Raw genomic sequence first — 22,723 nt, forward strand, 5'->3', positions numbered from 1 at the left:
CCCCGCAAGGCCGGCTCCACGGCTTCTGCGCGCATGGCCTGCTCCGCTGCCATCTGACCTGCGCGCGCACCCACTTCATCGATACTGCCACCCACATGAACGCATCCCCCCCGCCACTGCCGCCCGAGATCTCCGTGTTCGAACGCGGCTGGCTCTCGGCCAACAACGTGCTGTTCATCGGGCGCGAGGCCACGGCGCTGGTCGACAGCGGCTACTGCAGCAACGCCGAGCAGACCGTGGACCTGGTCGCCTCGGCACTGAAGGGCCGACCGCTCGACCTGCTGCTCAACACCCATCTGCACAGCGACCACTGCGGCGGCAACGCCGCGCTGCAGGCGCGCTGGCCGCAGCTTGTCACGCAGATCCCGCCGGGACAATGGGCCCATGTGCAGCAATGGGACCCCATGGCGCTGAGCTACACGCCCACGGGCCAGAGCTGCCCGCGCTTTCGCGCCGACGCACGCCTCATGCCCGGCAGCCTGGTGCGCCTGGGCGAGCGCGACTGGCAGGTGCACGCCGCGCCCGGGCACGACAGCCACGCCGTGCTCATGTTCGAGCCCGCATCGCGCGTGCTGATCTCGGGCGACGCGCTGTGGGAGAACGGCTTTGGCGTCGTCTTCCCCGAGCTCGACGGCGAACACGCCTTTGCCGACGTGGCCGCCACGCTGGACCTGATCGAGCGCCTGTCCCCGCGCACCGTCATCCCCGGCCATGGCAGCGTGTTTGCCGATGTGCCCGAGGCCCTGACCCGCGCGCGCCGGCGCCTCGCCAGCTTCGAGGCCGACCCGCTGCGGCACGCGCACCACGCGGCCAAGGTGCTGCTCAAGTACAAGCTGCTCGAATGGCAGCAGGCGCCCGTCCCCCAGGTGCAGGCCTGGCTGGCCGCCACGCCCTACTACACCCAGCTTCACCAGCGCTTCTTTGCCGACCGCAGCGCCAGCCAGTGGGCCCAGGAGCTGATGCGCGACCTCGTGACCAGCGGCGCGGCGCGCCTGACAGACGACATCCTCTATAACGCCTGAAGAGAGCTAAATGGGGTCAGATTCTGAGGTTTCCCCTCAAATTTCGCTTGTAAAACAATAGCATGCGGGATAGATTGGCTATCCAAAACAGCATGTCGGTGCATGCATGGTCGGTTGAGTCCCCCAATGGTGTTTCCACACAAGCCATCAGGAGACACCACCATGCACGCGATAGAGATTTTGCGCGATACGCTGGCACGCAGTTGCCCAGGCCTGCACAAGCGCAGGCTGCAAACACTGATGAGTGCCATCGAGGCCGCATTGCATGCGCGCAGCCACACCCTGTCCAACTTGGCTCGCGCTCTGAGCCGGGACACCAGCGTGCGCCAGCGCGTCAAATGCATGGATCGCTTGCTTGGCAACGCTGCGTTGCAGCGTCAACAAGGCGATATCTACGCTGGCATGGCCAGGCAAATACTCGCCGGCTGTAGCCAGCCGGTGATTTTGGTGGACTGGACAGATCTGAAGGCCGATCGCAGTGTCCAGATGATTCGCGCCAGCTTGGCCTTGCACGGGCGTAGCTTGAGCTTGCTCGAGCAGGTGTACCCATGCAAACAGGCGAGCACCCCGGGGGCGAATCAGCGTTTTCTACGGCAACTCAAGGTCATCGTGGGTGATCGGGTGCGCCCGATCATCGTCACCGATGCAGGCTTTCGCACCCCCTGGTTTGTCGCCGTGGAGAGATGGGGATGGCATTGGCTGGGACGCATTCGTGGGCGTGATCTGCTGCGCCCAGCAGGCGAGCCAAAGGCACGCTGGATCAGCTGCCGCAGCGTGTGGGCTGACGCCAGTGGCCAGGCGACAGACTTGGGCGCCTATGAATGCGTACGCTCTCGCAGGCATATATCCCGCCTGGTACTCGTCAAACGTGCCCCCAAGGGGCGGCACAAGTGCACGGTGCATGGCATGCACGCGCGCAGCCGGCATTCGCGCAAGAACGCCAGCGCGCACACCGAGCCCTGGTTGTTGGCCACCTCGGTTCCACCAGAGCAGCTCAGTGCCGATGCCATCGTGGCGCTGTATGCCCAGCGCATGCAGATCGAGCAGTCATTTCGCGACACCAAGAATGCACGCTGGGGTCTGGGTCTGGAGCACAGCGGCACGCGTGCGCCCGAACGCCTGGCGGTGCTGGCGCTCATTGCCACGTTGGCGCAGTGGGTGCTGTACCTGCTGGGGCAGTGGGCTTACGACTGCCAGCAGGAACGCAATTGGCAACTGACCAATCGCCGCAACCGCCGGGAGCTGTCGGTGCACCGACTGGGCTGGCTGATCGCCTCCGTCTTTGATCCGCCGACAGGGCAACTGCTGCAAATCATCAGCCGCTGGAGCAAGCCCAATGCGGTTCTGGAAATTTGAGGGGAAACCTCAGAATCTGACCCCATTTAACGTTGCGCCGCGGCAACGAACGTTCACCAAAAACCACGCTTTCAGACGCAAATAAGAAACATTCATATGCATCCATGCAAATGAGATTGATTTGCAACAATAATCTCGCCCGAAATTCAACTATGCCTTGGAGCATCATGTCCGTCACCTCATCCATCAAGAAGCCCAAGAGTCTGCGCCTCGCAGACGGCGTGGCCGTGGCGCTGCTGCCGCTGTCCGCCATGGCGCAGCAGGCCGCAACGCCCGCGCCCGCACAAACCCTGCCGACCGTGACCGTGCAGGAGCAGGCCATCGACCCCAATCCGAACGCCGAAGTGGGTGCGCCCTACAAGGCCAAGACCTCGGGTGACTCGCGCCACACCCGGCCCCTGGCAGAGACGCCGCAAACCATCCAGGTCATCACCGGCACGGCCATCCTGGACTCCGGTGCGACCGACTTGAAGCAGATCCTGTCCGCGCAGCCCGGCATCACCCTGGGCACGGGCGAGAACGGCAATGCCTTCGGCGACCGCTACATCATCCGCGGCCAGGAGGCACGCTCGGACGTCTTCGTCGACGGCCTGCGCGACCCCGGCATGACCACGCGCGAGAGCTTTGCCATCGAGCAGCTCGAAGTCACCAAGGGCCCCAACTCCACGTTCGCGGGCCGCGGCTCGGCCGGCGGCGCCATCAACGCCATCACCAAGCAGGCCACGACCGACTACACCTTCACGCGCGTGGGCGCCGGCATCGGCACCGACAAGCACCACCGCCTGACGCTGGACATGAACAAGCGCTTCTCGGACCAGTTCGCGCTGCGTGCCAATGCGCTCACCTCGGGCGAGGACGTGCCCGACCGCGGCCCCTCCAAGCGCCGCCGCGATGGTCTGGCGCTGTCGGGCCTGTGGCAGGCGAGCGATGACCTGTCGGTCACCGTGGACTACTACGGCCTGCGCGCCAAGGACAAGCGGCCCGATCTGGGCTACTACCTGGTGGGCAACCCGCCCGACCGCCGCCCGGCACAGAACGTGCCCATGTACGCGCAGAACAACGACTTTGCCGAGTCCGATGTGGACACGCTGACCGCGCGCGTGAACTACCGCATCGCACCCGAGCTGCGGCTCACCAGCCTGACGCGCTACGGCACATCGGACAACGGCTACGCCAACCATGGCGCGTCGTTCAACGCCTATGCCAACGCCGCCGCTATCGACGGTGGCCACCGCGGCTGGCAGAAGGTCAAGTACTTTGCCCACCAGGACAACCTGCGCTGGGACACGACGCTCGCCGGCCTCAAGCATGAGTTCATCTTCAGCTTCGAGTACACCGACCACCGCGTGAAATCGGGCAGCTACTCGGTCACCACCACCGGCACGCCGAACTGCACCGTTTCCGGCCGCGGCGGCTCCCTGCAACCGGGCTTTTGCATCACCGACGCTGCAGGCAACCCGGTGCCCAACCTGGGCAGCCTGACGGGCCGCGTCTATGCCAAGACAGGCATGACGCGTGACTGGCATGTCAAGACCACAGCCCTGTCGGTCATGGACACGGTCGATCTGAACGACCGCTGGACGGTGTTCGGCGGCCTGCGCGCCGACCACACGCGCCTGAGCCTGGACACCTTCAACGCCAACACCGGCGCCCAGACCAATGCCTATGGCTACAGCGACACGCTGTTCAACGGCCACCTGGGACTGAGCTACAAGATCAACCCCTTCGGCATGGTCTACGCCAGCTACGGCAGCTCTCAGGACATCAACGGCGGCGAGTCCGACACCGGCACCAGCGCCGGCTACGGCGGCCTGGTCGTGGACAACAACGGCTACTCCAACGCCAAGCCCGAGAAGTCGCAGAACTTCGAGCTGGGCACGAAGTGGAACCTGTTCGACGACAAGCTGTTGTTCACGGCCGCGATCTTCCGCACCGTCAAGAAGGACGTGATGGAAGGAGATCCCACGGGTACGGGCTATGAGTCGGCCGGCATGTTCAACACCGGCAAGAACCGCGTGCAGGGCATCGAGTTCGGCCTGGCCGGCAACCTGACGCCGCAACTGGAGGTGCAGGGCGGCGTGGCCTTCATGAAGTCCAAGGTGCTGCATTCCGTCAGCGCAGCCAACATCGGCCGTCCGCTGTCGAACTTTGCCGACCGCTCGGCCATGCTGCAGGGCAAGTACCAGTTCACGCGTGACTTCGGTCTGGGCGCCGTGGCCCGTTACGAGAGCGGCAAGTGCGGCGGCCAGCCCGACACCGGTGCCGGCTTCAATGCTCAGGGCTACTGCTCGCAGCCCATCCCCAGCTTCACCGTGTACGACCTGTTTGCCACCTACCGCATCAACAAGAGCGCCGACCTGCGCCTGAACGTGCTGAACGTGACCAACAAGGACTACTTCACCGCCGTGTACCGCTCGGGCGCCTTCCTCTACAAGGGTGATGCGCGCGCCGTGCGCCTGACGCTGAACCTGGACTTCTGACCCCGTGCGCCATGGAGCGTGTGAGCGCTCCATCCACGCCATGCAGGCCACCCGCCCCACCCCGGAGCGCGTGGCCTGCGCCGTTTCATGCGAGGATGCGGAGGACTGATGTTCATCAATGAAAATAGGCCCCAACCCAATACCATGGAGCGCAAGCAGCTATCAAAACCATGAGCAACCCTGAGCGCATTCCCGCCGGCATCCACAACGCCATCGACTACGAGCGCATCGCGCCGCAGGTGATGGAAGCCGGGCGCCACGCCTATGTGGCCGGTGGCTGCGGCTGGGATGCGACGGTGGCGGCCAACCGCGCGGCGTTTGCGCGCCACGCCGTGCTGCCGCGCCTGCTGCGCGACCTGCGCGGCGGCCAGTCGCGCCTGGCACTGGGCGACTGGCTGCTGCCCCACCCCTTCCTGCTGGCGCCCGTGGCGCACCAGCGCCTGGCCCATGCCGATGCCGAACTGGCCAGTGCACGCGCGGCCGCCGCCACCGGCAGCTGCCTGGTGGCGAGCACGCTGTCATCCTGCACGCTCGAGGCCATTGCCGCCGCGGCCGGGCCGGCGCGCTGGTTCCAGCTCTATCTGCAGCCCGAGCGCGCCCACAGCCTCGACCTGCTGCGCCGCGCGGAAGGCGCCGGCTACGCGGCCATCGTGCTCACGCTGGACGCGAGCATCCAGCTCGCCAGCCGCAGCGCACTGGCGGCGGGATTTGTGATGCCGCCCGACTGCACGCCCGCCAATCTCGCCGGCCACGCGCCCGCTGCCGCGCCGGCGCTGGCCGAGGGCGAGAGCCGCATCTTCCAGGGCGCCATGCGCCACGCACCGCGCTGGGACGACCTGCACTGGCTGCTGGAGCAGTCGCGCCTGCCGGTATGGGTCAAGGGCGTGCTGCACCCCGAGGACGCGCTGGCGCTCAAGGCCGCGGGCTGCGCCGGCCTCATCGTCTCCAACCATGGCGGGCGCAGCCTGGACGGCGCGCCCGCCAGTCTGGACATGCTGCCCGCCATCCGCGCGGCCGTGGGCGCGGGCTACCCGCTGCTGATGGATGGCGGCATACGCAGCGGCGCCGACGCCTTCAAGGCCCTGGCCCTGGGCGCGAATGCCGTGCTCGTGGGCCGGCTGCAGGTTTACGCCCTGGCCGCCGCCGGGGCGCTCGGCGTGGCCCACATGCTGCAGCTGCTCGTCGAGGAGCTGCATGCCACCATGGCCCAGGCCGGCTGCGCGCAGCTGGCCGACATCACCCCCGACTGTCTCCGGAGCAACCCGACATGCTGATCTCCATCGACCAAGTCCTGAGCAAGCAGGAAGTGGCGCAGTTTCGCGCCGAGCTCGACGCCGCCGTCTGGGACGACGGCGCCGCCACCGCGGGCACGCTGGCCAAGGCCGTCAAGCGCAACCAGCAGATTGCCGACGGCAGCGAGCTGGCCACGCGCCTGGGCCAGCACATCCTGCGGCGCCTGGCGCAGACCCCGCTGTTCATCAGCGCCGCGCTGCCGCGCACCATCTATCCCCCGAAGTTCAACCGCTACGCGGGCGGCGGCACCTATGGCGCGCATGTGGACAGCGCGCTGATGTACCTGCCGGGCAGCCACCAGCAGATGCGCACCGACCTGTCGGCCACGCTGTTCCTGGCCGAGCCCGAGGAATACGAGGGCGGCGAGCTCGAGGTCGAGGGCCCGTTCGGCGTGCAGGCCGTCAAGCTCGCCGCGGGCGACATGGTGCTCTACCCCTCGACCAGCCTGCACCGGGTCACGCCCGTCACGCAAGGCGCACGCGTGGCCTCGTTCTTCTGGATCGAGAGCCTGGTGCAGGACGAGGGCGAGCGCACGCTGCTGTTCGATCTGGACCAGTCCATCCAGCAGCTCACGCCGCTGGTTGCGCCCGACGACATGCGCTTGGTGCAGCTCACGGGCGTCTATCACAACCTGCTGCGCCGCTGGGCCCGGCCCTGAGGGGCTGCGGCCCCGTCATCCCCGCACCAGCCCGCAACACCCGGGCCCGTCATCCCCCGCACTGGGCCATCCCCCGCCCCCGGTCATCCCCGCGAACGCGGGGATCCACAGTTGCACCGCATGCGCCTGGTGGGGAAACCTGGATCCCCGCGTTCGCGGGGATGACGGAGTGGCGCCATGAGTGCGTCCGCCAAGGCCGTCTGGATCCCCGCGTCCGCGGGGATGACAGCTCCAGGTGGGGATGACGGCGCCACGCGGGGATGACAGCGCCCGGTGGTGAGGAAAGCTCCGGGAGGCTGTGAGTGACGGCTCTCTCTGCGGCTACGGCAGATCCTTGTTCGGCTCTGGCTCGCTGGCCGAGCGCGGTCCCACCTGGCCCAGGCGGCTCTTAAGCGACTGCGGCAGTCCCGTGAGGATGGCGGCGTAGTTCACGGTGTTGGCCAGCACCTTCTTGACGTAGTCGCGCGTCTCGGTGAACGGCACGTTCTCGGCCCAGATGGCGGCGTCCAGCACCGGGCCGTTTCTCCAGTTGCGCGGGCGGCCCGGGCCGGCGTTGTAGGCGGCCGCGGCCAGGGCCATGGAGCCGTCGAAGTCGTCGAGCGCGAGCTTGAGATACGCCGTGCCTATGGTGATGTTGGTGTCGCGGTCGTTGATCTGGCTCGGCGTGAAGCCCGTGAGGCCGATCTTCTTGGCCGTCCAGCGTGCCGTGGCCGGCATGACCTGCATCAGGCCCGAGGCGCCGACGCCCGAGCGCGCGTCCATGATGAAGCGGCTCTCCTGGCGGATCAGGCCATAGACATAGGCGGGATCGAGGCCAATGCCCTGGGCGCGCTGCACCACGGCATCGCGAAACGGCATGGGAAAGCGCTGGGCCGCATCGATCACGCCCTTGGTGCGCTCGCTGGTGTTGATGCAGCGGTCCCACACCTGGTGCGCGCACGCCAGGTCGGCCGCGGCGAGCAGTTCGCGCTCGCCCATGCCGCCGCTCTGGTGCAGGTTGGTGGTGTAGTTCCATTCGCGCACGCCCTCGCTGCGCAGGCCCATGCCGATGGCATAGAGCGCGCGATTCAGGCCCGGGTTGGCGCGCGCGGCGGCCTTCTCGGCATCGCTCAGCGGCTCGGGCGCGGGCGCGGGCGTGACATGGCCGCCGAGCTCCTCGAGCGCCAGCTGCTCGTAGAAGCCCGTGCTGCCGGCGATGCGCTCGTAGAGAGCGCGCGCGGCGGCGCGGTCTTCCTCGCTGGCGCGCCCGGCCGTGAGGGAGCGCGCCTTCCAGTAGACCCAGGTGCTGTCCTGGCGCGCGCCGGCGCTCATGGCGTCGATGGCGCGGCCGGCCTGCTTCCACTGGCCGGCGCGCAGCGCGGCGCGCACCTTCCAGGCCAGCATGTCGTCGGTCAGGTCGGCGTCGCGCCCGACGTTGCCGAAATAACCCAGCGCGTCGGGCGAGAGCGACAGCGCCGCCTGCTTGCCGATCAGGCCCCAGAGCCAGTTGCGCTCCTCGGCCGACAGATGCACGCCCCATTTCGCGTCGAGCAGACGGGCGGCGGCGGGGGCATCGCTCATGGCCATGCGCACCAGGGCCAGCACCACCAGCTCCTGGCGCTCGCGGCCGCGCGCCGTGGCGCGGCCCGTGAGGTATTTGGAGGGCGCATCGAGCGCATCGCGCAGCTGGGGCAGCGCCTCGGGGGCGACGATCTCCACGGCCTGGCGCGCCACACGCAGGCGGCCGGTCTCGGCCGCCAGGCGCGCCTTGCGCCACACGTCCAGGGGCTTGATTCTCTTGTCCGCGAGCATCTCGCCCGCGGCATGGGCGCAGCCATCGTCCCCATTGCGCTGGGCGTACCAGTGGCGCAGCACCTCGGCGCCGGCACCCTCGGCCGCCTGGCCCCGGATCAGGTCGATGGTGAGCGCATAGCAGCGCACCTCGCGGTCGTCGCCCATGCGGTAATGCGGGTGCAGCGCGGCGAACCGGTCCCACTCGCGGCGCTGCCCCAGGAGCAGCAGCCAGTCGTTGCGCAGGCGGTCCTCCTGGTAGGTGCCGGCGTAGCGCTGCAAAAAGGCGTCCACCTCCTCGGGCTGGGCCTCGTCCAGGCGCGCGCGCAGCTCCCAGTAGGCGGCCCAGGGCTCGAGCACATGGCCGCGGGCGGCGGGCAGCAGCGCCGTCAGGCGCGCCTTGTCGCCCTTGCGGAAGGCCTGTTGCATCTGCAGCAGGGTATCGTCTCCGCCATTCTGTGCCGCGGCCCAGGGAGAGGCGACGGTCAGTGCAACGCCGGCAACCAGCGGTGTCAAAATCTTCTTCAACCAATGCATTGAGGGATTATCCAATGGACAAAGCAGCCCTTCGCCGCGAGCTGGTCGCACAACGCCTCGCCATGCCCGACCGGCTGCAGCGCTCGGCCATGCTGCAGCGCGTGATGCGCATCTGGCTCGTGGACCGGCCGGACACCGTCATCGGCGCCTACTGGCCCATCAAGGGCGAGTTCGACCCCCTGCCCGCACTGCACCGCTGGAAGGAGGACGGCGAGCTGCTCGACGAGCCCCAGCTGCGCCGCATCGGCCTGCCCGTGATCGACAAGGTGCACAAGACGCTCAGCTTCCACGCCTGGTACCCCGGCTGCCCCATGGAGGAGGACGCCTACGGCATCCCCAAGCCCAAGGACACGGAGCTCATCATTCCCACGCTGCTGTTCGTGCCTTGCGTGGGCTACGGCCCCGGCGGCTACCGGCTGGGCTATGGTGGCGGCTTCTATGACCGCACGCTCGCCACGCTGCAACCGCGCCCCACGACCGTGGGCCTGGGCTACACCCAGGGCTATCTGGACGACTTCGAGCCCGAGGCGCATGACCTGCCGCTCGATGCCATCCTCAACGACAACGGCATTGTCTGGCCGGTGTGAGGCACACCCCCTGAGGCGCTTCGCGGCGTCTGCTGACGCGGCCTGCTCCGCGGCCTTCTGATGGGTGGCGGCGCGCCAGCTTCTGAAAGGACATCCCATGCTCCAGCTCTACATAGGCAACAAGAACTATTCCTCCTGGTCCATGCGAGCCTGGGTGCTGATGCGCCAGGCCGGCATCGCCTTCGACGAGCTGCCCGTGCGCTTCGACGGCTTTGACGCGGGCTCGCAGTTCAAGCGCCGGCTCCAGGCCGTGAGCCCCGCGGGCAAGGTGCCGGTGCTGGTCGATGGCGACCTCGCCATCTGGGACAGCCTGGCGATTGCCGAATACCTGGCCGAGCAGTTCCCCGACAAGCGGCTCTGGCCCGAGGACCGCGCCGCCCGTGCCCGCGCGCGCAGCATAACGGCCGAGATGCACAGCGGCTTCACGGCGCTGCGCAGCCACTGCGGCATGAACATCGAGGCGCGCCTGCCCGAGGTCGGCGCCATCCTCTGGCGCGACCAGGCCGGCGTGCGCGCCGACGTCGAGCGTCTGGTGGACATGTGGGGCGAGCTGCTGGCCCAGCATGGCGGCCCCATGCTGTTCGGCGAATTCACGATTGCCGACGCCTTCTACGCCCCCGTGTGCATGCGCCTGGCGACCTACGCCCTGCCCCTGCCCGCACACATTGCCGACTATGTAGCGCGCGTGCAGCAGCTTCCCGGCGTCAAGGCCTGGGTGGACGGCGCGCTGGCCGAGGCCGACTTCCTCGCCTTCGAGGAGCCCTACCGCGCGCGCCGCGCGTGAGCGGCCGCCATCGCCATGAGGCTGCACATCCTGTCCGACCTGCACCTGGGCGTGCGGGGCATGGAGCACCCGCAGACCGATGCCGACATCGTCATCCTGGCCGGCGACATCGCCCGCCCCGAGCCGGCCATCGCCTGGGCCAGGGGCTTCGGCAAGCCCGTGCTCTACGTGCCCGGCAACCACGAGTTCTACGGCAGCAGCCTGGCGCAGACCCGGCGCACGCTGCAGGCCCTGTGCGCGGGCAGCGCGGGCAGCGCCGACAGCCAGGTGCAGCTGCTGGACAACCGCAGCCTGGTGCTGCAGGGCGTGCGCTTCATCGGCAGCACGCTGTGGAGCGACTTTCGCATCGTGGGCGACGGCCAGGCGCGCCTTGACGCCATGGCGCAGGCCCAGCGCTTCGCCTACGACTTCACGCGCGTGCGCGTCGGCGATGCGCCCGACGCCCCGCTGTTCACGCCCGAGGATTCGGCCGCGCTGTTCGACGCCAATGTGCGCTGGCTCGGCGAGGCGCTGGCGCAGCCCTTTGCCGGGCCCACGGTGGTCGTCACGCACCACGCGCCCACGGCGCAGAGCATCCACCCGCGCTTTGCGGGCTCGCCGCTCAACGGCATCTTCGTCTCTGACGCGCAGGCGCTGGTAAAGGCGAGCGGCGCGCGGCTCTGGATACACGGCCACACGCATGACAGCTTCGACTACCGCGTAGGCGACACACGCGTGCTGTGCAACCCGCGCGGCTATGCCAAGGATGGCGTGGCCGAGAACGCAGCGTTCGATGCACGACTGGTGGTCGATGTGGCCTGAGCACCGTGCACGCGCGCAGCACGGCCGGCCAGGAGTCCGACCGGCTGCTCAGGCTTGCCGCACCCTGCAGTGAGCCGCACCGCACAGGCCACGGTACGCGGCAGAACGTCCGCTGAGCGGCATCATGCTGCGGGCCCGGGCCGTCGCAGGCCCCTGGCGATCGCGGTGCAAGGCGCAGGCGCGTCCTGCATGCGGCCACATCGACAACGCGCTACGTCACTGCGGTGCACTCCCTGTGCGCATGAGGGTGGGCTGCTGTGTCACGATTGTCCCGACAGAGCCCGATTCCCTTCACCGGCGGAAACGCACATGCAAAAGCGCATCACCCCCTCCATCGCAGCGTTGCAATGCTTCGAGGCTGCGGCACGCCACATGAGCTTCACGCTGGCGGCACAGGATCTGTGTCTGACCCAGGGCGCCATCAGCAAGCAGATCGCGCAGTTGGAGGCCATGCTGTGCCATCGGCTGTTTCACCGTTCACCCCGTGGCCTCGCGCTCACGCCAGCGGGACAGATGTACCTGTCCGAGGTCCGCGTCATCCTCAACCAGATCGACGTTTCCTCGCGCTACGTCATGGGCTATGGCCAGGCATCCCAGACCTTGTGCATCGCGGTGCAGCCCACATTCGGGTCCTGCTGGCTGATCCCCCGGCTGCGCGGCTTCATGCAACGCCACCCCGACATTCAGGTGGTGACGCGCTCCGATGCCCGCCCCTTTGACCTGATGCAGTCGCGCATCGACATCTCGCTCTTCTACGGCAGCGGCTCATTGCCCGGCGCAGACTGCCATCGCCTGTTCGATGCACCCGTGATGGCCGTCTGCAGCCCCCAGTACGCAAGGCAGCGCACGATGGATTCACTGGACACATTGGAGGCGCAAACCTTGATTCAGTGCTCATCGCGGCCGGAGATATGGCGCGACTGGTTCGCTCACCAGGGCTTCGAATCGATACGGTGCTACCAGGGCCCCCGGTTCGACACCTTCTCGATGTGCCTCACCGCCGCCATGGAAGGCATTGGCATCGCAGTCATGCCGCAGATGTTCGTTCAGGCCGCGTTGCGCTCGGGTCTGCTGGTACAGGCTTGGCCGTATGTGCAGCCCAGCGACGGCGCCTACTACGTGGCGCATGCCAGCCACTGCGCGGCCGAGCCCAAGATCCTGGCGTTCACCGAATGGGTGCGCGGGCAAGCCCGAACGGGCACGCCCATTACATGAGCGGAAGTAATCCCACGATCAAATTATTTCGTTTGCCGCCCCATAGCCTATGCCCGAAGAATGGCCTCTGGCGGTCGCGGGACCGCAGGAGTCGCAAAGCATGGGGTCGCTGCACAACTATCTGTCGATTGCCGATCTGGAGCGCGCAGCGCTGCGTCGCCTGCCGGCCTGCGTGCGCGGCTATGTCTGCGGCGGCACGGAGGACGGTCAATCGCTGGATGAAAGCCGGCGGCATTTCCAGCGGCTGGGCTTTGTGCCACGCGGCCTGCGCAACGTGGCGCAGCGCAGTCCCGCAGCCACGTTGTGGGGCCAGACCTACTCGCTGCCCCTGGGGTTTGCGCCGACCGGCTTCTCGGCCATCGTCGCACGCGATTGCGATGCCGCCCTGGCGCGCATCGCAAGCGAGGAGCAGCTGCCATTCATCATCAGTGGAGCATCCACCGTGCCGCTGGAGCGGCTGCAGCAGGAAAACGCCAACCGCTGCTGGTACCAGGCCTATATCCCTGGCGACATGAACCGCATACGCCCCCTGCTGCTGCGCTTGCGGCAGGCGCAGATACCGGTGCTGGTCATCACCATCGACACCTGCGTCGCAGCCAATCGCGAAAACCTGCAGCGGCTGCGCTTCACCGTGCCGTTTCGGTTCAGCCTCAAGCTCTTGCTCGACGGGCTCATGCACCCGCGGTGGACCTTGCAGGTCTTCCTGCGCACCGTGCTCGGCGAGGGTATTCCGCGCTTTTCCAATCTGTCGCATGAAATGGGCCCCGCGATCACGGAGGAGCCACAAAATGGCTTCAGAGGCGGGCGCGACCGCCTGGACTGGGACTGCATCCGTCAGATCCGCGCGCTATGGGACGGAAAGCTGGTGCTCAAGGGCGTGATGCACCCCGATGACGCCGGATTGGCCGTGGAACATGGCGCCGATGCCATCATCGTCTCCACCCATGGCGGCAGGCAGCTCGACGGCTGCATCTCCCCCCTGCAGGCCCTGCCCGAGGTCTGTGCTGCCGTGCCGGCCGATTATCCGGTGCTGATCGATGGCGGATTTCGCCGCGGCACGGACGTGCTCAAGGCACTGGCCCTGGGCGCCCGAATGGTCTTCACGGGCCGGCCCCAGCTGTTCGGCGCCGCGGTAGGGGGTGCCGAAGGCATACGCCGTGCCGTCCACATCTTCCGCGACGAAATCCTGACCGACATGGCGCTATTGGGCTGCGCCTCGCTGCGAGAGGTGGACAGCGGCCTGCTGCGCCGCATCGGACACCCTGCGGCCGTCTGACGACGGACGACAGCCGCGGTTGCTTTCCATCACCTTTTTCCGCAAACCCAGTTATCCATACCTACAAGGAGACAACCGTGAAGGCACACACTCTGTCGCAAGCCATACGCATGACGGCCATCGCCATCGCCTGCTCGGCGACCGCGCTCACGACATTCGCCCAAGACTATCCGGCCAAGCCCGTGCGCCTGGTCGTCGGCTATGCACCCGGTGGCGCGACGGATCTGAGCGCACGCTTGATTGCCGACGCGCTCGGCAAGGATCTGGGGCAACCCTTCATCGTGGAAAACCGCCCCGGTGCCAACAGCAACATTGGAGCGGAAGCTGTCGTTCGCGCCCCAGCGGACGGCTATACCCTGTTCGTCGGCTCGATCTCCACCACCATCAACCAAAGCGTCTATGCCAAGCTGAGCTTTGACGCCGGACGCGACCTGGTACCCGTGGCCCAACTCAACATCGTGCCCAACATCCTGGCCGTGAACCCGCAGCTGCCGGTCTCCAGCGTCGCGGACTATGTCGCCTATGCCAAGAAGAACCCGGGCAAGCTCACCTGCGCATCCCCCGGCAACGGTTCGTCGGCACATCTGGGCTGCGAACTGTTCAAGCTGCGCACCGGCACGAACATCCTGCATGTGCCCTACCGCGGCAGCGGCCCGGCGGTGGCCGATCTCCTGGGCGGGCAGGTCGATTCGATGATGGACAACCTGCCGCCGCTGCTGCCCCAGATCCGCTCGGGCAAGCTCAAGGGCCTGGCCGTCACCACGGCGCAGCGCGTGAGCTTCGCATCGGACATCCCCACCATGCAGGAGTCGGGCATTGCCGATTTCGATGTCGCCGCATGGTTCGCAGTCTTCGCGCCCGCGGGCACGCCCGCACAGGTTGTCGACACCCTCAACCGCGCCATCAACCGCCAGCTCTCGGGCAACGCGGATCTGAAAGGCAAATACGAAGCCAACGGCTTCCTGATGCCGCCCGCCCCCAATTCGCCAGCCAGCTTCCAGTCCTTCGTGCAGTCCGAGCTCAAACGCTGGGGTGAGACGGCACGCGCCGCCCAGGTGAAGATCGACTGAGGTTGAACGACCGGCAGCCCACCTACACTCTCTGCCATGCAGATCTACATGGTGGGCGGCGCCGTGCGCGACCGGCTCTTGGGCCGCCCCGTCAATGACCACGACTGGGTCGTCGTCGGCGCCACGCCCGAGGACATGGTGGCGCGCGGCTTCGTGCCCGTGGGGCGCGACTTTCCGGTCTTTTTGCACCCCGAGACGCACGAGGAATACGCCCTGGCGCGCACCGAGCGCAAGAGCGGGCGCGGCTACCGCGGCTTCGTCGTGCAGGCATCGCCCGACGTGACCCTCGAAGAGGATTTGTCGCGCCGCGATCTCACTATCAATGCCATAGCTGCTGACGCAGAATGGACGGGCGTTGGGGCCGTTTTTGACCCCTATGGTGGGGCGAAAGACCTCCAGCGGCGCGTGCTGCGCCATGTGACCGAGGCCTTTCGCGAGGACCCGGTGCGCATACTGCGCGTGGCGCGCTTTGCGGCGCGCTTTGCCGACTTCACGGTGGCGCCCGAGACCATGGCGCTGATGCGCGAGATGGTGCAGGCCGGCGAGGCCGATCACCTCGTGGCCGAGCGCGTGTGGCAGGAGCTCTCGCGCGGCCTGATGGAGCCCGCCCCCGCGCGCATGTTCGAGGTGCTGCGCGAGTGCGGCGCGCTGGCCGTGCTGCTGCCCGAGCTCGACCGCCTGTGGGGCGTGCCCCAGCGCGCCGAATACCACCCCGAGGTGGACACCGGCGTGCACGTGATGATGGTGCTGCAGATGGCCGCACGCCTGTCCGCCCCGTTGCCCGTGCGCTTTGCCTGCCTGGTGCACGACCTGGGCAAAGGCACGACGCCACAAGACGTGCTGCCGCGCCACATCGGCCACGAGCAGAGGAGCAGCAGGCTGCTCAAGCCCCTGTGCGAGCGCCTGCGCGTGCCCGTGGACTGCCGCGAGCTGGCCGACGTGGTCGCGCGCGAGCACGGCAACATCCACAGAAGCGGCGAGTTGGGCGCAGCCGCGCTGCTGCGGCTATTGGAGCGCTGCGACGCCATTCGCAAGCCCGAGCGCTTTGGCGACGTGCTGCTGGCCTGCGAGTGCGACGCGCGCGGACGCCTGGGCTTTGAGGACGCGCCCTACCCACAGCGCGCGCGGCTGCTCGCGGCGCTGGACGCGGCGCAGCGGGTGGCCACGGCCCCCATCGCGGCGCAGGCTGCGGCGCGGGGCCTGGCCGGCCCCAAGGTGGGCGAGCTGATCCACGCCGCGCGCGTGCAGGCCGTGGCCGAATCGCTGTCAGGCCACTGACTGCACCCAGCGCACGATGTCGCCCGCGCCGAGGGCGCCCGAGATGCGCGCCTTCTCCCGCCCGCCCTGGAACAGGATCATGGTCGGAATGCTGCGAATGGCGTAGCGCGCGGCGATGGCGGGATGGGCCTCGGTGTCGAGTTTGGCCAGGCGAATATGCGGCTCGAGCTGGCGCGCCGCCTGGGCAAAGGCCGGCGCCATCTGGCGGCAGGGCCCGCACCAGGGCGCCCAGAAGTCCACCAGCACCGGGATGTGGTTGCGCCCCAGGTGCTTGTCGAAGCTGGCCGCATCCAGCGCCAGCGGCTCGCCCGTGAACAGCGGACGGTGGCAGCTGCCGCAGTCGGGGGCGCTGGCGAGCTGCGCGGCCTGCACGCGGTTGGTGGTGTGGCAGTGGGGGCAGACGATGTGTGGGGCTTCGGTGCTGGTCATGGCGGCGGGTGATCGGCGAGTGATGGAGGTGATGTTGCCTGTGTACCTGCGGCCACCGAGGGCGATTTCAACTCACAGCCTCACAGCCACTTCACCGCCAGACTCAGCAGAAAGCTCAGCAGCAGCGTGCTGGCCAGCGGAATGAACCAGTCGCGCCCGAACAGCCGGAACTGAAAATCCCCCGGCAGCCGCCCCAGGCCCAGGCGCTTGAGCCAGGGTGTGAGCCCGTTGATCAGCACCAGGGCCAGAAAGACGACGATGAGCCAGCGCAGCATGGGTAAAGCTCAGGCGGCCATTGCGCCACACGCGGCCGTCGCGCCGCACGTGGCAGTCGCGCCGCACATGGCCGTCATCCCCGCGAACGCGGGGATCCACGGCAGCGACGAAGCCACGGCCCGGGTGGCACCTGGATCCCCGCGCTCGCGGGGATGACGGGTCAGGCCGAGGTCGCTCGTATCAATGGATGTCACGGCTCTATCCATGGGTTGTCACAGGCGGTGCGTGCGGTCGCCCTGGGCAAAGCCCATGGGCTGCCACGGCTCGCCTGGCCCCACGGCCAGCACCTTGAACAGCTCGCCCATTTCATGCTCAAGCATCAATTTGGCCGCTGGCGCCCTCTGGGCAAGCGCTAGTAGCTCCATTTGTTGTAGCAAGCCGCAGTTGAGCAGAAAGCGCGCCTGGCTGGTGTAGCCGAGCACGTTCAGGCCCGCGTCCTGCGCCGCGAGGGCCATGGCCGTGAAGTTCACATGGGCCGTGATGTCCTTGGCGCCCACGTCCTGCAGCGGGTCGTCGTCGGCGCGGTGGGCGCGGTGGCACATCACCGTGCCCATGTGGCGCTGGGGGTGGTAGTACTCGTCCTCGCCGAAGCCGTAGTCGATGAGAAAGGCCGCGCCGCGCGTCAGATGCGCGGCCAGCGTGCGCATGAAGGCCTCGCCCTGGGCGTGGATCTCGGTCAGGTAGTCGTGATCGCCGGCGATGTCCACGGGCGGGCGCAACTCGGTGGGCCGGTCGCTCCAGGCCAGGGCGCCGTCCGCGCCCAGGGTCACGCCGCGCTCGTGCCAGACGCCCTGCACGCGGTGCAGCAGCTGCACGGGCATGGCGTCGAGCACCTCGTTGCCCACGACCACGCCCGCCATGGATTGCGGCAGGCGCTCGGCCCAGGCCACGCGCTCGCCAAAGGCGGCCAGGCGCTCGCGCTGGCGCGCGCGCAGGTCGCCCGACAGGTCCACGATGGTGTAGCGGCGCACGCGCTCGCCCAGGGCACCCAGCAGCTGCTCGGCCAGCGCGCCGCTGCCGGCGCCGAACTCCCAGACCTCATGCGTGCGGGTGGCGTCCAGCGCCTCGCGCACCTGGGCCGCGAGCACCTGGCCGAACACGGGCGAGAGCTCGGGCGCGGTGACGAAGTCGCTGCCGTCCTCGGGCATGCGGCCGAGCTTGGTGCGCCCGCCCGCGTAATAGCCCAGGCCCGGCTGGTACAGCGCCAGCTGCATGAAGCGGTCAAAGCCCAGCCAGCCGCCGGCGGCGGCGATCTGGTCGTGGATGTGGGAGGTAAGCGCGTCGGTGGGGGTCGTCATAATTCGTGGCTTTGCGCGCCGAAGTGGCGGGCATTGTATTTCCCGGCCTATGGCGCAAGGATTTGCCACATGAACACCACTGACTGGGTGCTGGTCACCGGCGCGGCGCACCGCCTGGGGCGCGAGTTCGCCCTGGCCTTTGCCACCGCGGGCTGGAACGTGCTGTGCCACTACCGCGCGTCGCAGGCCGGCGCGCTGCAGACGCAGGCCGACGTGCGCGCCCTGGGGGCCGAATGCCTGCTGGTACAGGCCGATCTGGCCCAGCCCGAGGCGGGCACGCAGCTGCTCGCGCAATGCGTGGACCTGGCCGGCCAGGCGCCGCGCTGCATCGTCAACAACGCCTCCATCTTCGAGGCCGACGACGCGCGCACGGCCAGCGCCCCGGCGCTGCTGCGGCATTTCCTGACCAACACCGCCACGCCGCTGCTGCTGGCCAACGCGCTGCACGCCTGGCTGTGCGCCCAGGGCCGGCCCGCCACGGGCGCCTACAGCGTGGTGCATGTGCTCGACCAGAAGGTGCACAACCTCAACCCCGACTATTTCTCCTACACCGTGAGCAAGCTCGCGCTCGAGCGCAGCGTGGCCTTGCAGGCGCAGGCGCTCGCGCCCCAGGTGCGCGTGTGCGGGCTCTCGCCCGGGCTGATCTACCTGAGCGGCCCGCAGACGCAGGACAACTTTGACCAGGCCGCCCAGGTCAACCTGCTGCGCCGGCCGATTGCGCCGGCCGACGTGGCGCGCTGCGCGCTGTTCATCGCCAGCAACCCCAGCCTCAACGGCTGCACGCTGCAGGCCGACAACGGCCAGCACCTGGTGCCCCTGGAACGCGACGTGATGTTTGCCATCGCGGACAATCCGCGCCCATGAATTCCATCCTGCTTGCCTTTGGCGCCCTGGACGCGCGCCTGGCCACGCATTGCCGGGCCTTGAGCCTGCGCCGCCACGAGGTGGCCGTGCGCATCGGCGTGCACGCGCACGAGCGCCAGGGCGCGCAGCGCATGTGGTTCGACGTGGACCTGTGCGTCAAGCTCTCCCAGGCCCCTGCCGCGCGCGACCATATCTCCGAGACGCTGGACTACGACTTCGTGCGCGACGTGATCGCGCGCGAGGTCGGCAGCCAGCACCACGAGCTGCAGGAGTCGCTGTGCGACGCCATCGCCGCGGCCCTGCTGCAGAGCGACGCGGTGCACGCCGTGCGCGTGGCCACGCGCAAGCCCGACATCTACCCCGACAGCGCATCCATAGGCGTGGAGCGGGTATGCATCAAGCCCTGGTGAAGCCGTGACCGATTTTTCTTATCATTCGCGCCCCGGCGAGGGCCGGCAGGCGCTCACGCTCACCGGCCTGCGCTTTGACGCCAACCTGGGCATCCTGGACCATGAGAAGGCCGCGCCCCAGCCCATCCAGGTGGACGCCGAGCTCAACCTGGGCCCCCAGCCCCTGGCGCCGCGCGACGACGACATTCGCCATGTGCTGGACTACCGCAAGGTGCGCCAGATCATCATCGACGAATGCACGGCCGAGCATGTGAACCTGCTCGAGAGCCTGATCGGCAAGCTCGCCCAGCGCCTGCTGCAGCTGCCCGGCGTGCTCGGCGTGCGCGTGAAGATCGCCAAACTGGAAATTTTTGATGACTGCGAAGTCGCCATTCGCGTCGAAACCGGACAGTGGTAACAAACCCATGAATGCACACCTGAACGCATCCGACTGGATCGCCGAAGAACCCGCCACCGACACGCGCAAGATCGAGCGCGAGCAGATCAAGCTCGAAAAACGCCTGTGCCGCGAGGTCGGCCGCGCCATTACCGACTTCAACATGATCGAGGAGGGCGACCGCGTCATGGTCTGCATGTCCGGCGGCAAGGACAGCTACACGCTGCTGGACATCCTGCGCAAGCTGCAAAAGCGCGCCCCGGTCAAGTTCGACATCGTGGCCGTGAACCTGGACCAGAAGCAGCCCGGCTTTCCCGAGCATGTGCTGCCCGACTACTTCAAGAGCATTGGCGTCGAGTACCACATCGAGAACCAGGACACCTACAGCGTCGTCAAGCGCGTCGTGCCCGAGGGCAAGACCACCTGCAGCATGTGCTCGCGCCTGCGCCGCGCCATCCTCTACAAGGTGGCCGATGAGCTCAAGTGCACCAAGCTCGCGCTCGGCCATCACCGCGACGACATCGTGGCCACGCTGCTGCTCAACCTGTTCTACGGCGGGCGCATGAAGGGCATGCCGCCCAAGCTGGTCAGCGACGACGGCAGGCATGTGGTGATCCGCCCGCTGTGCTACGTACCCGAGAAGGACACGGCGCGCTGGGCCCAGTACCAGCAGTTTCCCATCATTCCCTGCAACCTCTGCGGCAGCCAGGAGGGCCTGCAGCGCGTGGTGGTGGGCGAGATGATGCGCGAGTGGGACAAGAAATTCCCCGGCCGCATCGAGAGCATGCTGCGCGCCATGGGCCATGTGGTGACCACGCATCTGATGGACCCCAAGCTGCACGACTTCAAGAACGCCCGCGCCACCGGCATTGCCGACCCCGAAGGCGACACGGCCTTCGACCATGAGGAATTTCCCATGACGCCCACGCTGCCGGGCATGCAGGTGGTGCAGCTCGGCTGAGCCCGCGCCGTACCATAGCGGCCGAACGGGCATGTCCGCCCGAAGGAGATTGCACCATGGCAACCCTGCGCCATATCTGCACCCTGGCCCTGTGCGCGGCCGCTCTCGTGCTGGCCGGCTGCGCCGGGCCGCGCCGGGTGGAAAGCAGCGTCAACAGCTATTCCACCCTGACCACGCTGCCCAGCCCGCCGACCTACCGCTTCGAGCGCCTGCCCTCGCAGCAGCAGCATGCCGCGGCCTTTGCCCCCATTGAGCAGCTGGCCGAGGCCGCACTCGCGCGCGTGGGCCTGCGCCGCGACGATGCCCACCCGCGCCTGATCGCACAGCTGGGCGTGGAGGGCGGCTACGCCACGCCGCGCTACTGGCCCTATTACGGCTCCTACTACGGCCCCGCCTCCCCCTACTATGGCCGCTGGGGCTGGGGCCTGGGCTACGGCGGCCCCTGGGGCTGGGGCTGGGGCATGAACTGGATGATGGACGCCCCGCCCACGCTCTACCACCGCCGGGTCAGTCTGGTGCTGCGCGACGCGGCCGGCGGACAGGTGGTGTACGAGACCTCGGCCCTCTACGAGGACGTGTGGACGCGCGACCCCGACATCTACGGCGTGCTGTTCGACCAGGCGCTCAGCGGCTTTCCGCAGCCGCCCCAGGGCGAGCGCACGCTGCGCACCGACATGCAGCCCGCCGCCAAGGCGGCGCCCAAGACAGCGGCCGAGCCCGCGCCGGCAGCGACAAAGTAGTTTGCAAAGCTGAACCATTCCCGCGCCCTCCCGCGCCAACGCGCGCGCCGGGGCGTGATAAGGTGATTTTTCGCGCCCGCATCGGCGCGCAGCACCCATCGCCACAAGGAGTCACCATGAAGCACCTCATCCCCACCACCCTGCTGCTGGCCGCCCTGGGCGGCCTGGGCCTGAGCGCGCAGGCCGCCGGCCTGGGCGACGCGCTGCGCGGCCAGCTCGGCGGCGCCGCCGGCGGCGCATCGCCCCTGTCGGCCCTGGGGCTGACCAGCTCGGCCACGGCGGGCAACGCCGCCGGCGTGATCACCTACTGCATGAAGAACAACTACCTGAACGCCGACAAGGCCGCGCAGGTCAAGGACCAGCTCCTGGGCAAGATGGGCCTGGGCCCCAAGGAAGAGCCCAAGGACGAGGGTTACAAGAGCGGCCTGTCGGGCCTGGTCACGGGCTCGGGCGGCAAGAGCTTCAACCTCGACAAGATCAAGGGCGACCTCAAGGAAAAGGCCTGCGACTACGTGCTCGACAACGCCAAGTCGCTGCTCTGAACGCCGCATGCAAGCCACCCGCATCATCGCCGTGCGCCACGGCGAAACCGCCTGGAACGTGGACACGCGCATCCAGGGCCACCTGGACATTCCGCTCAACGACACGGGCCTGTGGCAGGCGCGCCAGCTGGGCCAGGCGCTGGCCGAGGAGCGCGTGGCCGCCATCTACAGCAGCGACCTGCAGCGCGCCTATGCGACGGCCCAGGCCGTGGCCGACAGCACGGGCGCGCCGCTGGCCCGCACGCGCGGCCTGCGCGAGCGCAGCTTCGGCGACTTCCAGGGCCGCACCTTCCGCGAGATCGAGGAACAGTCCCCCGAGCAGGCGCTGCGCTGGCGCAAGCGCGACCCGCATTTCGTGCCCGAGGGCGGCGGCGAATCGCTGGTCATGCTGCGCGAGCGCATCGCCTGCACCGTCGACGAACTTGCCGCGCGCCACCGCGGCCAGCAGATCGTGCTCGTGGCCCATGGCGGCGTGATGGACATGCTCTACCGCCTGGCCACGCGCCTGGACCTGCAGGCGCCGCGCACCTGGCAGCTCACCAACGCCGCCATCAACCGCCTGCTGTGGACCGGCGACCACGGCCTGACCCTCGTGGGCTGGGCCGATACCCAGCACCTGGACGCGCTGCAGGGGCGCGACGAAAGCCACGCATAGCCAGAGAGGCCGTGAACAGCCCGCGCCCATGACGTGGTGGTGAAA

General features: G+C 68.2%; 23 protein-coding genes. 19 read left to right on the forward strand and 4 right to left on the reverse strand.

Annotated features, from left to right (window positions below):
- The first annotated feature begins 95 nt into the window (after nt 1-95).
- The 5 genes from ABUE11_RS15900 (at nt 96) to ABUE11_RS15920 (ending at nt 6,809) form a co-directional block, all read left to right on the forward strand.
- Nucleotides 96-1,022, forward strand: a complete 927-nt coding sequence (locus ABUE11_RS15900) for an MBL fold metallo-hydrolase (RefSeq protein WP_367066331.1) — start codon at nt 96-98, stop codon at nt 1,020-1,022.
- A gap of 162 nt (nt 1,023-1,184) precedes the next feature.
- Nucleotides 1,185-2,378: an IS4 family transposase gene (locus ABUE11_RS15905; RefSeq protein ID WP_367066332.1), complete on the forward strand. Its 1,194-nt coding sequence runs from the start codon at nt 1,185-1,187 to the stop codon at nt 2,376-2,378.
- 167 nt (nt 2,379-2,545) lie between these two features.
- On the forward strand, nt 2,546-4,858 hold the full coding sequence (locus tag ABUE11_RS15910; protein ID WP_367066334.1) for a TonB-dependent receptor: 2,313 nt from the start codon (nt 2,546-2,548) through the stop codon (nt 4,856-4,858).
- 170 nt (nt 4,859-5,028) lie between these two features.
- The gene (locus ABUE11_RS15915; protein WP_367066336.1) at nt 5,029-6,132 is read left to right on the forward strand and encodes an alpha-hydroxy acid oxidase; all 1,104 of its coding nucleotides are present in this window, start codon (nt 5,029-5,031) and stop codon (nt 6,130-6,132) included.
- Complete coding sequence (locus ABUE11_RS15920) at nt 6,126-6,809, forward strand: Fe2+-dependent dioxygenase (protein ID WP_367066337.1); 684 nt, start codon at nt 6,126-6,128, stop codon at nt 6,807-6,809. The genes ABUE11_RS15915 and ABUE11_RS15920 overlap by 7 nt, the downstream gene beginning before the upstream one ends.
- Before the next feature lie 321 nt (nt 6,810-7,130).
- Here ABUE11_RS15920 and ABUE11_RS15925 read toward each other — a convergent pair whose 3' ends face one another.
- Nucleotides 7,131-9,116 (reverse strand): transglycosylase SLT domain-containing protein, encoded by a 1,986-nt coding sequence (locus ABUE11_RS15925; protein ID WP_367066339.1) that lies wholly within the window; start codon nt 9,114-9,116, stop codon nt 7,131-7,133.
- Between the two features lie 14 nt (nt 9,117-9,130).
- On the opposite strand from ABUE11_RS15925, the gene ABUE11_RS15930 reads away from it, so the two are divergent.
- From ABUE11_RS15930 to ABUE11_RS15960, 7 genes are all read left to right on the forward strand, one after another.
- Nucleotides 9,131-9,703: a 5-formyltetrahydrofolate cyclo-ligase gene (locus ABUE11_RS15930; protein WP_367066342.1), complete on the forward strand. Its 573-nt coding sequence runs from the start codon at nt 9,131-9,133 to the stop codon at nt 9,701-9,703.
- Between the two features lie 97 nt (nt 9,704-9,800).
- Nucleotides 9,801-10,487 carry a glutathione S-transferase family protein gene (locus tag ABUE11_RS15935; RefSeq protein WP_367066343.1) on the forward strand — a complete coding sequence of 229 codons (687 nt, stop codon included), beginning with the start codon at nt 9,801-9,803 and terminating at the stop codon, nt 10,485-10,487.
- A 15-nt stretch (nt 10,488-10,502) separates the two neighbouring features.
- Nucleotides 10,503-11,288 carry a metallophosphoesterase gene (locus tag ABUE11_RS15940; protein WP_367066344.1) on the forward strand — a complete coding sequence of 262 codons (786 nt, stop codon included), beginning with the start codon at nt 10,503-10,505 and terminating at the stop codon, nt 11,286-11,288.
- A gap of 309 nt (nt 11,289-11,597) precedes the next feature.
- On the forward strand, nt 11,598-12,503 hold the full coding sequence (locus tag ABUE11_RS15945; protein ID WP_367066346.1) for a LysR substrate-binding domain-containing protein: 906 nt from the start codon (nt 11,598-11,600) through the stop codon (nt 12,501-12,503).
- Between the two features lie 100 nt (nt 12,504-12,603).
- Nucleotides 12,604-13,779 (forward strand): alpha-hydroxy acid oxidase, encoded by a 1,176-nt coding sequence (locus tag ABUE11_RS15950; protein WP_367066347.1) that lies wholly within the window; start codon nt 12,604-12,606, stop codon nt 13,777-13,779.
- Between the two features lie 110 nt (nt 13,780-13,889).
- Entirely contained in the window at nt 13,890-14,849 is a 960-nt protein-coding gene (locus ABUE11_RS15955; RefSeq protein ID WP_367068844.1) for a tripartite tricarboxylate transporter substrate binding protein, read from the forward strand.
- A 36-nt stretch (nt 14,850-14,885) separates the two neighbouring features.
- The gene (locus ABUE11_RS15960; RefSeq protein WP_367066348.1) at nt 14,886-16,127 is read left to right on the forward strand and encodes a multifunctional CCA addition/repair protein; all 1,242 of its coding nucleotides are present in this window, start codon (nt 14,886-14,888) and stop codon (nt 16,125-16,127) included.
- Here the strand turns inward: ABUE11_RS15960 and trxC are convergent.
- The 3 genes from trxC to ABUE11_RS15975 all read right to left on the reverse strand — a co-directional run bounded on the left by trxC (nt 16,116) and on the right by ABUE11_RS15975 (nt 18,130).
- Nucleotides 16,116-16,556, reverse strand: a complete 441-nt coding sequence (gene trxC, locus ABUE11_RS15965; RefSeq protein WP_367066350.1) for a thioredoxin TrxC — start codon at nt 16,554-16,556, stop codon at nt 16,116-16,118. The two genes, ABUE11_RS15960 and trxC, sit on opposite strands and share 12 nt — an antisense overlap.
- Nucleotides 16,557-16,636: 80 nt before the next feature.
- On the reverse strand, nt 16,637-16,831 hold the full coding sequence (locus ABUE11_RS15970) for a DUF2905 domain-containing protein (RefSeq protein WP_317700324.1): 195 nt from the start codon (nt 16,829-16,831) through the stop codon (nt 16,637-16,639).
- A gap of 213 nt (nt 16,832-17,044) precedes the next feature.
- Complete coding sequence (locus ABUE11_RS15975) at nt 17,045-18,130, reverse strand: SAM-dependent methyltransferase (RefSeq protein WP_367066351.1); 1,086 nt, start codon at nt 18,128-18,130, stop codon at nt 17,045-17,047.
- A gap of 69 nt (nt 18,131-18,199) precedes the next feature.
- Between ABUE11_RS15975 and ABUE11_RS15980 the strand changes: the two genes are divergently transcribed.
- From ABUE11_RS15980 to ABUE11_RS16010, 7 genes are all read left to right on the forward strand, one after another.
- Nucleotides 18,200-18,994 (forward strand): SDR family oxidoreductase, encoded by a 795-nt coding sequence (locus tag ABUE11_RS15980; RefSeq protein ID WP_367066353.1) that lies wholly within the window; start codon nt 18,200-18,202, stop codon nt 18,992-18,994.
- On the forward strand, nt 18,991-19,404 hold the full coding sequence (locus tag ABUE11_RS15985) for a dihydroneopterin aldolase (RefSeq protein ID WP_367066355.1): 414 nt from the start codon (nt 18,991-18,993) through the stop codon (nt 19,402-19,404). Before ABUE11_RS15980 ends, ABUE11_RS15985 begins: the two co-directional genes overlap by 4 nt.
- A 4-nt stretch (nt 19,405-19,408) precedes the next feature.
- Nucleotides 19,409-19,801 carry a dihydroneopterin aldolase gene (locus ABUE11_RS15990; protein WP_367066357.1) on the forward strand — a complete coding sequence of 131 codons (393 nt, stop codon included), beginning with the start codon at nt 19,409-19,411 and terminating at the stop codon, nt 19,799-19,801.
- 7 nt (nt 19,802-19,808) lie between these two features.
- Nucleotides 19,809-20,741, forward strand: coding sequence for a tRNA 2-thiocytidine(32) synthetase TtcA (gene ttcA, locus ABUE11_RS15995; RefSeq protein ID WP_367066358.1), 933 nt, complete (start codon nt 19,809-19,811; stop codon nt 20,739-20,741).
- A gap of 56 nt (nt 20,742-20,797) precedes the next feature.
- Entirely contained in the window at nt 20,798-21,481 is a 684-nt protein-coding gene (locus ABUE11_RS16000) for a DUF4136 domain-containing protein (protein WP_367066360.1), read from the forward strand.
- Nucleotides 21,482-21,597: 116 nt separating this feature from the next.
- Nucleotides 21,598-22,023, forward strand: a complete 426-nt coding sequence (locus tag ABUE11_RS16005; protein ID WP_367066362.1) for a DUF2501 domain-containing protein — start codon at nt 21,598-21,600, stop codon at nt 22,021-22,023.
- Between the two features lie 7 nt (nt 22,024-22,030).
- Nucleotides 22,031-22,678 (forward strand): histidine phosphatase family protein, encoded by a 648-nt coding sequence (locus ABUE11_RS16010; RefSeq protein WP_367066364.1) that lies wholly within the window; start codon nt 22,031-22,033, stop codon nt 22,676-22,678.
- The last annotated feature ends 45 nt before the right edge of the window (nt 22,679-22,723 follow it).

This window comes from Oryzisolibacter sp. LB2S (assembly GCF_040732315.1).
Lineage (GTDB): Bacteria > Pseudomonadota > Gammaproteobacteria > Burkholderiales > Burkholderiaceae_C > Alicycliphilus > Alicycliphilus soli.